Source organism: Hirschia baltica ATCC 49814 (assembly GCF_000023785.1).
GTDB classification, from domain to species: Bacteria; Pseudomonadota; Alphaproteobacteria; order Caulobacterales; family Hyphomonadaceae; genus Hirschia; species Hirschia baltica.
In genome coordinates, this window is record NC_012982.1 from 2,153,103 (window position 1) to 2,166,126 (window position 13,024).

14 protein-coding genes are annotated in these 13,024 nt (G+C 45.9%); 3 read left to right on the plus strand and 11 right to left on the minus strand.

Going from position 1 to position 13,024, the window contains the following annotated elements:
- Window positions 1-28: 28 nt before the first annotated feature.
- The 4 genes from trhO to HBAL_RS10050 form a co-directional block, all read right to left on the minus strand.
- Window positions 29-1,024, minus strand: coding sequence for an oxygen-dependent tRNA uridine(34) hydroxylase TrhO (trhO, locus tag HBAL_RS10035; protein WP_015827834.1), 996 nt, complete (start codon window positions 1,022-1,024; stop codon window positions 29-31).
- A 147-nt stretch (window positions 1,025-1,171) separates the two neighbouring features.
- Window positions 1,172-3,481: an ATP-dependent Clp protease ATP-binding subunit ClpA gene (gene clpA, locus HBAL_RS10040; protein WP_015827835.1), complete on the minus strand. Its 2,310-nt coding sequence runs from the start codon at window positions 3,479-3,481 to the stop codon at window positions 1,172-1,174.
- Between the two features lie 10 nt (window positions 3,482-3,491).
- A complete protein-coding gene (gene clpS / locus HBAL_RS10045; RefSeq protein WP_015827836.1) occupies window positions 3,492-3,821 on the minus strand; it encodes an ATP-dependent Clp protease adapter ClpS in 330 nt (109 codons plus the stop codon).
- Between the two features lie 134 nt (window positions 3,822-3,955).
- Complete coding sequence (locus HBAL_RS10050; protein WP_015827837.1) at window positions 3,956-4,342, minus strand: DUF1499 domain-containing protein; 387 nt, start codon at window positions 4,340-4,342, stop codon at window positions 3,956-3,958.
- 124 nt (window positions 4,343-4,466) lie between these two features.
- On the opposite strand from HBAL_RS10050, the gene HBAL_RS10055 reads away from it, so the two are divergent.
- Window positions 4,467-5,435, plus strand: coding sequence for a D-alanyl-D-alanine carboxypeptidase family protein (locus tag HBAL_RS10055; protein ID WP_015827838.1), 969 nt, complete (start codon window positions 4,467-4,469; stop codon window positions 5,433-5,435).
- A gap of 123 nt (window positions 5,436-5,558) precedes the next feature.
- The gene (locus HBAL_RS16375; protein ID WP_049763137.1) at window positions 5,559-6,605 is read left to right on the plus strand and encodes an acyltransferase family protein; all 1,047 of its coding nucleotides are present in this window, start codon (window positions 5,559-5,561) and stop codon (window positions 6,603-6,605) included.
- A gap of 363 nt (window positions 6,606-6,968) precedes the next feature.
- Here the strand turns inward: HBAL_RS16375 and HBAL_RS10065 are convergent, their stop codons facing one another.
- The 6 genes from HBAL_RS10065 to HBAL_RS10090 form a co-directional block, all read right to left on the minus strand.
- On the minus strand, window positions 6,969-7,370 hold the full coding sequence (locus HBAL_RS10065) for a carboxymuconolactone decarboxylase family protein (protein ID WP_015827840.1): 402 nt from the start codon (window positions 7,368-7,370) through the stop codon (window positions 6,969-6,971).
- A complete protein-coding gene (locus HBAL_RS10070; RefSeq protein ID WP_015827841.1) occupies window positions 7,348-7,740 on the minus strand; it encodes a MerR family transcriptional regulator in 393 nt (130 codons plus the stop codon). The genes HBAL_RS10065 and HBAL_RS10070 overlap by 23 nt, the downstream gene beginning before the upstream one ends.
- A 72-nt stretch (window positions 7,741-7,812) precedes the next feature.
- Window positions 7,813-8,658: a sterol desaturase family protein gene (locus HBAL_RS10075; protein ID WP_233356665.1), complete on the minus strand. Its 846-nt coding sequence runs from the start codon at window positions 8,656-8,658 to the stop codon at window positions 7,813-7,815.
- 103 nt (window positions 8,659-8,761) lie between these two features.
- Window positions 8,762-9,928, minus strand: coding sequence for a sialidase family protein (locus tag HBAL_RS10080; protein WP_015827842.1), 1,167 nt, complete (start codon window positions 9,926-9,928; stop codon window positions 8,762-8,764).
- A gap of 92 nt (window positions 9,929-10,020) precedes the next feature.
- Window positions 10,021-10,896, minus strand: coding sequence for a division plane positioning ATPase MipZ (locus tag HBAL_RS10085; protein WP_015827843.1), 876 nt, complete (start codon window positions 10,894-10,896; stop codon window positions 10,021-10,023).
- A 27-nt stretch (window positions 10,897-10,923) separates the two neighbouring features.
- On the minus strand, window positions 10,924-11,607 hold the full coding sequence (locus HBAL_RS10090) for a hypothetical protein (RefSeq protein ID WP_149037404.1): 684 nt from the start codon (window positions 11,605-11,607) through the stop codon (window positions 10,924-10,926).
- 112 nt (window positions 11,608-11,719) lie between these two features.
- On the opposite strand from HBAL_RS10090, the gene panC reads away from it, so the two are divergent.
- Window positions 11,720-12,595 (plus strand): pantoate--beta-alanine ligase, encoded by an 876-nt coding sequence (gene panC / locus HBAL_RS10095; RefSeq protein WP_015827845.1) that lies wholly within the window; start codon window positions 11,720-11,722, stop codon window positions 12,593-12,595.
- Window positions 12,596-12,598: 3 nt separating this feature from the next.
- On the opposite strand, the gene HBAL_RS10100 is transcribed toward panC, so the two are convergent.
- Window positions 12,599-13,024 (minus strand): DUF1489 family protein, encoded by a 426-nt coding sequence (locus tag HBAL_RS10100; RefSeq protein ID WP_233356666.1) that lies wholly within the window; start codon window positions 13,022-13,024, stop codon window positions 12,599-12,601.

The following is a 13,024-nucleotide window of genomic DNA, read 5'->3' on the forward strand; positions in this document are numbered from 1 at the left end:
TTACATTTTTAAAGACAATGGCTAGCTTCTACTCCCCAGCAGATTCTTTCCCAGCGATAGACTTTAATCTCGCCTCTTCAGCCGCAAGACGTGCTGCTACGCGTTCGGCGGTCAGATCTTGCCCAACATGTGATTTGCCGCGTTTTTTTGCCAACTCAATCTGCTTTTGACGTTCTTCAAATGCTGCTTTTTTCTCTGGTGAATATTCGTCATAGCATTGGTGACAAGACACGCCTTTGGTAAATTCAGGCTTGTCTATATCGGCGCGCGTGATTGGCCGACGGCAGGCAAAACACTGATCATAACTGCCCAATTCAAGGCCGTGTTTCACCGACACACGTTGGTCAAAGACAAAACACTCACCTTCCCAGGTTGATTTTTCTTCTGGCACATTTTCAAGATATTTTAGAATGCCGCCTTTCAGGTGAAACACTTCTTCAAAGCCCATATCCTTGGCCAAAGCCGTCGATTTTTCACAGCGAATACCACCCGTGCAGAACATCGCCACTTTTGGCTTATTGTGCGTGCGTTGGAATTTCTCAAACCATTCAGGAAATTCGCGGAAAGTCGTCGTTTTCGGGTTCACCGCGCCTTTAAACGTGCCAATCTGCACCTCATAATCATTGCGCGTGTCGATCAAAATCACATCGTCTTGCGCGATCAAATCATTCCAGTCTTCTGGATCAACATATGTTCCCACAATATTGCTTGGGTCCGTGCCCGGCACACCCATCGTCACAATCTCGTTTTTCAGGCGCACTTTCATCCGCAAGAAAGGCATCTCTTTCGCAAAGCTTTCTTTGTGCTCAGTGGCTTCAAGCCCAGGAATAGAGCGAATATGCGCAAGCACAGCATCAATACCCTCACGGCTACCAGCGATAGTTCCGTTAATGCCTTCAGTGGCCAGAAGCAATGTCCCCTTCGTGCCCGCAGCCTCGCACGCGGCCAGCAAGGGCACCTGCAGCTCTTCATAATTTGGAAGCTTAGCAAAGTGATAAAGTGCGGCGACGATAATCTGGGTCATTGTGTTTGTTTCAGTCTAAAATTGATCAGTTCAAAACATTCGGGCGAGAGCATCACTGCCCTCGCCCAAAACCTATTAGCCTCTATCTAACTTAAAAGCTAGAAAACCGGAATACCCTTATTTGTCACATGGAAATAGTGACAAGGATTAGTCAGTCAATTCTGGCTCTTCTGACTTCTTAGAAGATTTCGGTGTGTCCTCTTCATAAATGAAAGCCAGTTTTTTCGTGTCTTTGATATCCACATCAATGGTCACCACACCGCCTTTTTTCAGCTTACCAAATAGCAGTTCTTCAGCCATAGGCTTCTTCACATGCTCTTGGATAACGCGTGATAGCGGACGGGCTCCATAGTCTTTGTCATAACCGCGCTCTGCCAACCAAGCACGCGCTTTGTCAGTTAGAACGATATCAACATTACGGTCAGACAATTGACCTTCAAGTTGAAGGATGAATTTATCAACAACGCGAGAAATCACTTCCTCACCCAATGGCGAGAATGGCACGATCGCATCCAAACGGTTGCGGAATTCCGGTGTGAAGAGCTTTTTGATTGCTTCTTCATCTTCGCCTTCACGTTTGCCGCGCCCAAAACCAATGGCTTCTTTGGCAGCATCCGATGCACCCGCATTGGTTGTCATGATCAAAATCACATTACGGAAATCAATCTTCTTACCGTTTGAATCTGTCAGCGATCCATTATCCATCACCTGCAAGAGAATGTTGAACAATTCAGGATGCGCTTTCTCAATCTCATCTAGCAGCAACACACAGTGAGGATGTTGATCCACACCATCTGTCAGCAATCCACCTTGATCATATCCAACATATCCCGGAGGTGCACCGATCAAACGCGAAACAGTGTGACGCTCCATATATTCAGACATATCAAAACGTAAAAGCTCGACACCTAGAATGGACGCCAATTGACGCGCAACTTCAGTTTTACCCACACCGGTTGGACCCGAGAATAAGTAAGACCCAATCGGCTTATTGGCTTCACGCAGACCAGCACGCGCCAGCTTAATGGCATCAGACACCGCAGCAATGGCATCGTCCTGTCCGTAAACAACACGCTTCAAATCAGCCGAGATAGACTTAAGCGCCTGCTCGTCCGTTTTATTGACCTGCTTAGATGGAATACGAGCCATCTTCGCAATCACTTGCTCGATCTCTTTTGTGCCAATTTGCTTACGACGTTTTGATTCAGGTTGCAGCCATTGGCTTGCACCCGCTTCATCAATCACGTCGATCGCTTTATCCGGCAATTTCCGGTCAGTGATGTGACGTGCCGCCAACTCCACCGCTGTCTTGATCGCATCATTGGTGTATCTAAGGCCGTGGAAATCTTCAAAACGAGATTTCAAACCTTGCAAAATCTTGATGGAGTCCGCCACGGTTGGCTCAACAACATCAATCTTTTGGAATCGACGCGCCAAAGCACGATCTTTCTCAATGTGCTGACGATATTCTTTATACGTCGTAGACCCCATACAACGCAGCTCACCAGATTGAAGCGCTGGCTTCAACAAATTGGAAGCATCCATCGCGCCGCCAGATGTCGCACCCGCACCGATAACCGTGTGAATCTCATCAATAAACAACACAGAACGCGGCTGTTCTTCTAGCTCTTTAACAACCTGTTTCAGACGCTCTTCAAAGTCACCGCGATAGCGTGTACCCGCAAGCAAAGCACCCATATCCAAAGAGTAAATAATGCTCTCCCCAAGGATTTCAGGGGCTTCACCATCCACAATACGCTTAGCAAGACCTTCTGCAATTGCAGTCTTACCAACACCGGGATCACCAACCAGCAATGGGTTATTTTTACGGCGACGACATAATACCTGAATACAGCGGTCTACTTCTAGCTGACGCCCAATCAAAGGGTCAGTTTTGCCAGAACGTGCTTTTTCATTTAAATCAACACAGTAAGCTTGTAGCGCTTCACCGCCAGATTTAACTGTTTCGTCTTTATCTTCACCAGCACCATCCACAGGTCTCGAACGAGACATGCCCGGCTTTTTCGCGACACCGTGTGAAATGTAATTGACCGCATCATAGCGTGTCATATCCTGAGCTTGCAGGAAGTAAGCAGCGTGGCTTTCACGTTCGGCAAAGATAGACACAAGCACATTGGCACCTGTCACTTCATCTCGGCCAGAGCTTTCAACATGCAAAACCGCACGCTGAACAACGCGCTGGAAAGCCGCTGTCGGATGCACATGCTCATCATCGTCAACGACGATAGAATTAAGCTCTTCATCCATATAATCATTTAGGTCGCCGCGTAGCTTGTCTATATCCAGCTTACACGCGCGCATGACCTCCGAAGCATCTTCATCTTCTGTCAGCGCAAACAACAAATGCTCAAGCGTGGCATATTCATGCTTGCGGTCAGACGCAAGATGTAACGCTTTTTCAAGCGCACGTTCTAGGCTGGGGGTCATTGAAGGCATTTGGTAACCTCTACTCTTCGCGTTCCATCGTACATTGCAGAGGATGCTCACTTCTGCGGGCAAGGTCCATCACTTGCGCCACTTTTGTTTCAGCAACCTCATATGTGAACACTCCACACACACCCACGCCTGTATTATGGACATGGAGCATGACTTTTGTCGCTTCTTCACGAGTCTTGTTGAAGAAGTGCTCAAGAATGAGAACAACAAACTCCATGGGGGTGAAGTCGTCGTTCAATATTAAAACACGGTACAAAGACGGACGTTTTGTCTTTGTCTCTGTCCGTGTTGCGACGCCCGTCTCATCGTCGGGGCCTGTTGGGGTATTATCGTCTGACATAAACCTATCGAAATCTAACCAACATCACATTGCTCCAAACAAATAAAAAGTTCAGAACGCTTTAATCATACACAATAGATATGAAGATACTCTCCCAATGTAAGAGGGAAGCCACAATATTGTGCAATCCCAATCTAAGACTTATTACCAAGTAAATCCAGCCATCGTTCAATTCGTTTGCGATTTACACCAAAATCTTTTCGCCCATATTTAGATCGCGAATAGATTGCCAAGGTTGAGCCACCCTCATCTGCTTCTAAAAAACAAACGCTTATATAGTCTGGCCAGCCGACTAAAGGTGTTCTCTGGCGCAGCTCCATGCAAAATTCCTCATCCTCTAATACGGACAGCCTTGACTCATTTTCAATTGCGCGCACAAATTCGACCTTGAGCTGGGCAGGTGTTTTTCCAGCATAAACAGGAGCCGCCCCGTTAGGTTGCGCATTCTGACAATAGCCCTCGGGTGCCAATAAATAAGTGTTTGGCGTTTTCGGCAGTGTCATCGTTTTTAGATTTAACATTCAGATAACATTTCTTTGATCAATTTTGGCCTACAAATTATATTCAGTTAACCACACTTCAATGAATGCAGCCTAACATCAATCTTGAAATACGTCGTTTTCGATAAACAGGATCATAACAGACATGGCATTTTCGTCCGCATTCTCTGGTCTAATCAAAAAGCTCATCACAGCTTTGGCCCTGTCTCTATGTGTTATCGCACCCGCGAGCGCAGAAAAATACGCATCCTATGTGATCGATATCGACACCGCTAAAGTGCTTCACTCTCGCAATGCGGATGATCCACGCTTTCCAGCCTCCATCACCAAAGTGATGACACTTTACATGGTGTTTGATGCGCTAAAAGCAGGCGAACTAATGCTAACCGACGAACTAAAAATTTCACGTGAAGCGTCTAAACAACCCCCTTCCAAGCTTTATCTAAAGCCGGGCGAAACAATCAGCGTCGAAACAGCCATCAACGCACTCGTCACAAAATCAGCCAATGATGTCGCCGTTGTAATCGCCGAACGCCTTGGTGGATCAGAAACACGTTTTGCGGCATTGATGACAGCCAAAGCGCGCCAACTTGGTCTTAAAAACACACGCTTTAAAAATGCTTCTGGCCTGCCAAACGCCGCCCAACTCTCAACAGCACATGATCTTGCGATATTGGGAGAAGCCATGTTGCGTGATCACGCTGATTATTATGACTATTTCTCCACGACAGAGTTTAAATACGGCAGAGCTAATTACAAAAACCACAACAAACTTCTTGAATCTGTTCGCGGTGTAGATGGCATCAAAACAGGCTATACCCGCGCATCAGGCTTTAACCTACTCGCATCTGCTGAGCGCGATGGACACCGCGTTATCGCTGTCATGCTGGGCGGCGCAACATCCAAATCACGCAACGCTCACGTCACAGACCTTTTAGAAGCTGCATTTGATGTTATCGCAACAGGTGAAGATGAGAAACCAAGCATCACAACCCGCATTGCTTTTAACGAATTGCGCGGCCTAACAACAGATGACCTCAACCATTATGCACTTGATGAAATGGACAGCTTCAGCACCGATGAAATCGACCTAGAGCAAGGCTCCGCTGAATAGCATTTAATTCCCAACACTCGCCAAAACGAACAACTCTGAGTTTATGTGTTGTTTGAACCTGCCTAATATGCGATGAACTATGCGTACAAATTAAGACTGCACGCATATTATGGGTTGGGGCAAATGGTAAAGTATAGAAACGCGCTAGATGGCTTGCGGGCTATCTGTATTATTTTCACAATTTTCAATCACATTTCATTCGTACCAAGTTACATAGATGGCTCATTTGGCGTAGATATTTTTTTCGCTCTCAGTGGATGGCTAATCACTTGGCTTCTATTGCGCGACTCATCGCAAGACCAAAAAATCAATCTAAAATCTTTTTATATCAGACGTTTCTTTAGAATTGTCCCTTTATACGCCTTCACCATTTTCATCTATTTTTGTGCTTCCGAACTCTTGGCGCGCATAGGGCAACCCGAAAAACAACACGAGTTTTTCAATGCTCTTCCTTACATCGCCTCTTTCAATAGTGAGTTTAGACCAGTAGAGGCAGGCAACTCCTTTCTACACGCATGGACACTCGGCATAGAAGAAAAATTCTATATTATTTGGCCATGCATTCTATTTTTCTTGCTCAAAAAACCCCTCTGGGCATTCACTATATCCGCACTTATCATTGGCGGCTTACTCTTTGCGTCCAATGGTGAAAGCTTTTTTGTTCGCGGCTATTTTGGGTTGGCTTTTGGTGCTTTGCTGGCCATCATCGTAAAAAACAAACCACACCTGATAGACATATTCAAAAAAAGCGAAATTGCTTCTATTTGTGTCGGCCTGATGGTCCTCACATACATAGCGTCACTCATATTTCCGATGGTCAATATCTGGAATTTAGCCATGTCGTTTTGTGGTGCCGGACTTGTTGCTAGTTTGTGGTTTAATGAAGATAGCCCAACTTCCCGAATATTATCCTTTTCTCCGCTTGCATGGGCAGGAAAACTCACATTTGCAATCTATCTCACACATGTGCTCGTCTTAAATGCTGTGGAAATTGGTATTGATAAACTCGGCTTAGAAAACTCAATGATGCTAGAGTTTACTCTCGCCTATCCGCTCTCAATTGCTTTTGCATACATACTGCACATCACAATCGAAAAACCTTGCATAACAATGGGTCGCAAGATTGCCAGCGGTCCCATTTTCCAAGCTGGATTTTCACCTCGCATATAATTAGAAGTATCGGATAACGCAAAACTTATCCCCGTCCCTGAAAACTTGCGCCATATTAAGCGCTCAATCCTTGAGGGCGGCTCGCGACCGGACGTGTTGGGATTGGCAAAGTGATTTTTTCAAATCGGGTGACATTTCCAAAAAGAGAGTCAAAAACTCCAAGGCTTAAACGCCTTTTTGCTAAACGCCCCAAAAGAAAAATCACGAGACGAGGCATGCTTATTTGCGGCCCAAACTATCGCTGGCATCCCGTGTTTGGATCGGGACCAGCAATTTATAGACTAATACTGCCAAAAATAAGCGTGCCTCGTGCCCTTACTCTGGTTATTTAAAATTCAAAATCTGATACCTTCGTATGCTCTGTCATGACGAGGATTTTTGTGCAGCAAAAACCTCTTTGGCTGCAAACATTGCATTGATAGCCGCCGGAAATCCCGCATACAAATGCATCTGCATCATGATTTCTGTAATCTCGTGCTCGCTCAGCCCCACATTCAGGCCAGCTTGGATATGCACTTTCAATTGCGGGATTGCATGACCAATTGCAGTCAAAGCTGCAATCGTTGCGATCTCACGCTCACGCAGATTTAGCTGGGGCCGTGTGTAGATATCACCAAAATTTTCGATCAACTGGGTCGCAAAATCCGGCATGATATCTGCCATCGCCTCAACCACCTGATTGCCCGCTTCGCCATCAACGATTCCAATAGCCTCCATACCGCGCGCTAAACGGTTATTGTCATTATCCGTCTTGGAAATGCCCATGATTTTTGTTTTCCTCTTTAGATATCATCGCGCCATAAAGGGCGATCTTTTCATCGAGGACACCAAGAGAAACATGAAGCTCGGCAAGCTCAGCTGCCACTTTTTCACGGTGCTGGATGAGAATATCCTGCCTTGCTTTTTGGGTGGCATCGCCCTGCTCGCGTAATCTGGCATAGATCAGCATATCCTTGATAGACATGCCCGTTGCTTTTAAACGCGATAAAAAACCAATCCATACCAGAATAGACTCTTCATATTCACGCTGACCAGATTGATCACGGCGCGCTTTCGGTAGCAGACCTATTTTTTCATAATATCTAATCGCATGCACAGATATTTTGGATATTTGCGCCAGTTTACCGATTTTCATTTAAACTCTCATTGTCTCGAATAAATGGCTTCTACGGGCTAGAGTGCACTCTAGGTCAATACGATTTTTTCATCATACCAACTTTGACAAATCGGCATCTTCTGTCTGCGCATTCAGCCATTCTTGCTTAAGCGTTTCACTTGTGCTGCCAGAACCATCAGGCTGCCAGCCGGGCGGATTAAACATTCGCCTCACCCATCTATCAGGGCGCAATCCATCAGTTATACAGTCTGAAACAAACTCCATCACCCCATGATAAGCCAGATAAAGCGGATTATAGGATTCCACATTCTTCACCAGACCATACACGCAAGGATCGCTTTTCAATTCCGGTGTAAATGTACCAAACATCTTGTCCCAAATGATAAACACACCCGCATAATTCATATCCAAATATCGGGGATTGGTCGCATGATGCACACGGTGATGACTCGGTGTGTTCATAATGGCTTCAAACCATTTGGGCATTTTATCAATCGCTTCTGTATGGATCCAATATTGATAAACCAAATTAAAGCTCATCGCGAACGCCATAAAAGCAGGATGCACACCCAGAAAAATCAATGGCGCACCAATCACAAATAATCCGGTAAATGGTCCCAACCATGGTTGGCGTAATGCCGTCGTCAGATTGTAATGCTGCGAAGAATGATGCGTGACATGCGACATCCAAAACCAGCGCATGCGATGTCCAAAACGGTGTTTCCAGTAATAGACAAAATCCGTCACCACAAACACAATAATAAAGCTCCACCACGTCACTGGAAGCTCAAAAACTCGATACTCCCACACCACTAAAAGCGCAGCAATTGCCAAGAAACCCGTCACTGTATCAACAATAAGATTGCCAATTCCTAGAGAAACTGACGTTATCGCATCCTTGGTTTCATACCGCCCACGCACGCGTTTGCTTCGCACTGCCCACCATTCCAGCACCAATGTCACAAGGAAAAAGGGAATTGCATAAACCGTCGGTGTGAAAAATTCTGGTATGGTTTATCCTCCGCTTGATAAATCGATCCTACAAATTCTTCCAAGGCACTCTGGATATTTGAACATCCTCTTTATTAGTCGCATATCCCACATAAAGATAATCGCCCCAGATCACGCTTTTGGGATAGCTATAGCCAATACTTTTGTATTTTCCCTCATAGCGCAAAGCCTGCAAATCATCGCCGCCGCCGCGCAGCAGCCACGCTTTGTCAAAAACGACACCATCTTTGCTCAAAGATACAACCAAAGGCGACCTTATCTTGGTATTGCGTGGATTATTGACGCGGAACACATCACCATTTGGCAAATTGCCAGCACTCTGTTTCGAGCGAGAATCAGGAAACGCGGCAAGCTCAGGATCTGTCCAGCTCACGCCATCATTTTCACTAACAGAAACAATCGTTTGATAGCTACTGTCTTGATCCCGAAACACCATAACAAGATCCCCATTCGGGCGCGAAAACCAGCTCGGTTCAATTTCGCGGCTAACAGCTTTTGTCGTTGGCAAATTCTCAAATTCACCTTGCGTCCAACCCGTTATTCCCAATGGGTCATCCGTGTAAAAAGGCTTCACATGCAGGCCTGGTGATGTGTGAAAAGCCGTTACAATCCGGCCAGTCCTTGTCGTATGAGCGTCTTGTTCAATAACCCCGTTTACCGGCACACCGTCTATATCAAGCACACGCTGCGGAGCACTCCAGACCACACCATCTTTGCTGGAAATGTATTCAGTGTATCCGCTTCTATCTTCATAGGTAAAACTTGGCCAAACATTGATATAAGCGATCAGCGTTTCACCATCTGTCCACCACCCACCACTGGTCACAATCGCATTTTCACGCGCTGGAGCTAAAATTTCTGGGAGAGACCAATTTTTTCCTTCATCTGAAACACTGAATTTAACTTCAGTTTCAGGCCCATCTTCATCTTTGCTAGAAGACTGCCATTGCGCATAAAGCTTGCCCTTAAACGGCAAAAGCACAACGCCATTATTATAGCGATAATCTGTTTCTTTGGGCTCAAAAATAGTAAATGTTTCAGTGTTTTGAGCCTGAACCAAACCTAGAGTTTCTGTATTTTCTTGATCAAAAAGCTCAGCTTGCACATGGATTAAAGGCGGCGTTGTCACACCCACTTTGGCACAATATGCCAATAAACCAACACAGATCAAACTCAACAAAATTCTAGTTTTCATATCCACCCCTTTAATTTTAGAGGCACATACTAGAGGGCGATTTGCTCAAAAGGCAAATGCTCAGCTTATGCAATCAAACATATTTTGCTGGGTCAGAAAGAAATTTCTTCGCCTTCCATACCGGGCAATTTCAGCACGATAAGTAGATCACGAATTTCCTGACGCGCCGCCACATGGCTCATCGTGAAGGCAACATTTGATCCAGCCTCAGTCAGATCAAGCAAAGTTAACCCCATTGGAAATAGCTCACGATAGATCACACGCTCAGATAATCCCGGTGCAATCCGAAATCCAATACGGCGAGCCAAATTGTCCAAAGCCTCACCCACGCGCTGCTTATTACGCGCATCAAGAGGTGACATGCGATTACGCATCACCACCCAATCAATCGGCTTACGGCTTGTTTTTGCTTTGCGTTTGCGACAATCCCAAACTTGCTCGGCATAAAAACTTGGGCGCACGACTTCTAGAGTTTGAGGATCGATATCCCCCAAAAGATCAAAGTCAACAAAACTATCATTTAGCGGTGTAATCAAGGTATCAGCAGATGAATGCGCCATGCGGGACAAAAATGTATCCCCCCCCGGACTATCTACGAGTATAAAGTCACATGTCTGAGACAAACGCTTAATACTGCCTTCAAATCGCTCAGCCTCTTCTAACTCAGCTGCATCAAGGTCACGTGCCTGACTTGCATCAATACGAACAGTCTCGGGCACGGGTAGATTTCCACCCGATGTTTGATTCCAGCGAATACGGTTTTCAAGATAGCGCGAGATGGAACGTTGACGGACATCAAGATCAAGAAATCCGACCTTTTTCCCCATACGCATAAGGGCCACAGAAAGATGCATGGCCACAGTTGATTTACCTGCGCCACCCTTTTCATTACCGATGACAATGACGTGTGCTAAACGATTGCCGGCTGATTTGCCAGCGCCCGCTTGTTCAGCCAACTCTGTTGCCATACCTGTTACTCCACAATCCGCATTATACTATTGAAGCGTTCTTCCGTCGTCGGACGGTTCACATGCCCCAGCTACACGGCTTAGATCAACACATACTTCGGTAAGATCTTCTGCATTTGCAAAAGGTCCTGTGGATAAACGTACACCGCCGCCAACTTCATCATAGAATGGCGTAAGTTCCTCTAGGTCTAGCTCACCTTCAAGGCGGTTCCAATCAGCAGATGCCGCACCCTGTGTTGGGTAAAGTCCAAGATCTGCATATCTAAACAATGATTGCCCGTTTTCCATTTCAGGTGCTTCATCATACTGAGTTTCCGCTTCGGACACATCAATCATAGGTGTCGAAGCAGAAGGTGTATGTTGAGCAGCTTCAGAAATAGGCTCCGGCGCAGCTGAGTAATTTGCATCGCTATAGCTTAGCGCAGCTTCATCCACAGGCTGCATGATCTCAAGCGCACTGCGAAGCGTCTTAAGTTCAACATTCAAAGCCTGAACCTTGGATTCGATTTCATCGACCATAGCCAACTCATCAGTCGGTTGGTAGCTGCGTAGATCTTTGGGGATCAAAACACCTTCAGGAGGGTCTTGTCGAAGACCATCATCTACATATGAAGTTTCACCAGATCCGGAAATGCGGGTGCACGCTGATAAAGCGATAGCGCCTACAGAGAAAACCGAAACACGAAGAATATGGAGCAAATTTATTTTCATAAGACCAATTTCGCTCAACGTGGTTAACACATCATTGAGAAAGGTAGCAGAAAACCAGCATTTTACGATCACTTCTTGATAATTTTGGCAAAAGAAATTAACGCTTCGCCTCATGAGCAAAAATAACACGATAACTGTCCTAAAGACACCTTCAGAATTACGCGACTGGCGAATTGAACAAATACGCCTTGGCAACACCATTGGATTTGTTCCAACCATGGGCGCTCTACACGCTGGACACATATCATTGGTGGAAGAAGCCAAACGCCATAGCAGCAGCGTCATCGTCTCTATTTTTGTAAACCCGACTCAATTTGCGCCGCACGAAGATTTTGACAGCTATCCACGCACTATGGATGAAGATCTAGAAAAGCTCACTTCAGCAGGCTGTCATGCAGTCTACTGCCCTGTTGCTAAAGATCTTTACCCTGAAGGAAATTGCACACAGGTATATGTTGAAAACCTGTCTAAAATCCTTGAAGGCGAGCACCGCCCGCATTTCTTTGGCGGTGTCACAAACATTGTCTCCAGATTATTTACCCATGTTGCACCAGACATCGCAGTCTTTGGTGAAAAAGACTATCAACAGCTTCAAATCATCAAACGCATGACATTAGATCTGGGTATGCAGATTAAAGTCATTGGTGCTAAAACAATGCGTGAACCAGATGGTTTGGCGATGTCTTCTCGCAATAGATATCTCTCGCCTGAAGACCGCGAAAAAGCTGGAAAATTTGCTCAAGCTCTGCGAAAAGCGGCACAAGCCATTGAAAATGGTAGCCTAATTTCAACCACAATAGATCAAGCTATTCAAGATATATCAGCAGCAGGCCTTGGCCCAATCGACTATGTCGCCGTCAGAGATGCAAGCTCATTGGAAGACCTCGGAACAGATACGCTGAAAAAAGGTGTTGATGCACGCATCCTCACAGCTGCCTGGATGGGCAAGACGCGTTTGATCGACAATCTACCTCTGTCTCGCAATTAATCGCTACCAAACACCCGCTTCTTTTAGCGCTAATTCAAGGTGAATTGGCGTATCTGCAGGTGCCGGCGAGGATGGGCTAATATCTGGTGGCACATCAGAGTCTTTCAAATAGCGCCACCCCTGAAACGGGCGTTTCACCTTCACATGAACAGGCACAAGCTCTGGATCAAAATGGATGAGGCAGAATTTTGGTGCCCCCTCGATTTCAACGCGTTCAATCTCGATAATACGCTGGCGCAGACAAATTTTATGCTTGATGACCCAATACATCGAGCCACCATTGATAATCTCAGCACCTCGCTTGGGCATCATCCGCGTTTCATGCACGGGATTGGCAGATAAGCCTGCCGCTCTGCGTTGTTGCATAACGTGTTGTTGCCACTCGGTGAAACTCTCAATAGATTCAGCACCGGCAGCGAGTTTGATCAT

Excerpts from the sequence above, each read along its gene's own strand:
- HBAL_RS10070 (WP_015827841.1), bottom strand. The coding sequence starts at position 7,740 with ATGAAAATCGGTAAACTGGCGCAAATATCCAAAATATCTGTGCATGCG.
- HBAL_RS10090 (WP_149037404.1), bottom strand. The coding sequence starts at position 11,607 with ATGAAAATAAATTTGCTCCATATTCTTCGTGTTTCGGTTTTCTCTGTA.
- HBAL_RS16375 (WP_049763137.1), top strand. The coding sequence starts at position 5,559 with ATGGTAAAGTATAGAAACGCGCTAGATGGCTTGCGGGCTATCTGTATT.
- panC (WP_015827845.1), top strand. The coding sequence starts at position 11,720 with ATGAGCAAAAATAACACGATAACTGTCCTAAAGACACCTTCAGAATTA.
- trhO (WP_015827834.1), bottom strand. The coding sequence starts at position 1,024 with ATGACCCAGATTATCGTCGCCGCACTTTATCACTTTGCTAAGCTTCCA.
- HBAL_RS10055 (WP_015827838.1), top strand. The coding sequence starts at position 4,467 with ATGGCATTTTCGTCCGCATTCTCTGGTCTAATCAAAAAGCTCATCACA.
- HBAL_RS10080 (WP_015827842.1), bottom strand. The coding sequence starts at position 9,928 with ATGAAAACTAGAATTTTGTTGAGTTTGATCTGTGTTGGTTTATTGGCA.
- HBAL_RS10100 (WP_233356666.1), bottom strand. The coding sequence starts at position 13,024 with ATGATCAAACTCGCTGCCGGTGCTGAATCTATTGAGAGTTTCACCGAG.
- HBAL_RS10085 (WP_015827843.1), bottom strand. The coding sequence starts at position 10,896 with ATGGCAACAGAGTTGGCTGAACAAGCGGGCGCTGGCAAATCAGCCGGC.
- HBAL_RS10050 (WP_015827837.1), bottom strand. The coding sequence starts at position 4,342 with ATGTTAAATCTAAAAACGATGACACTGCCGAAAACGCCAAACACTTAT.
- clpA (WP_015827835.1), bottom strand. The coding sequence starts at position 3,481 with ATGCCTTCAATGACCCCCAGCCTAGAACGTGCGCTTGAAAAAGCGTTA.
- HBAL_RS10065 (WP_015827840.1), bottom strand. The coding sequence starts at position 7,370 with ATGGGCATTTCCAAGACGGATAATGACAATAACCGTTTAGCGCGCGGT.
- clpS (WP_015827836.1), bottom strand. The coding sequence starts at position 3,821 with ATGTCAGACGATAATACCCCAACAGGCCCCGACGATGAGACGGGCGTC.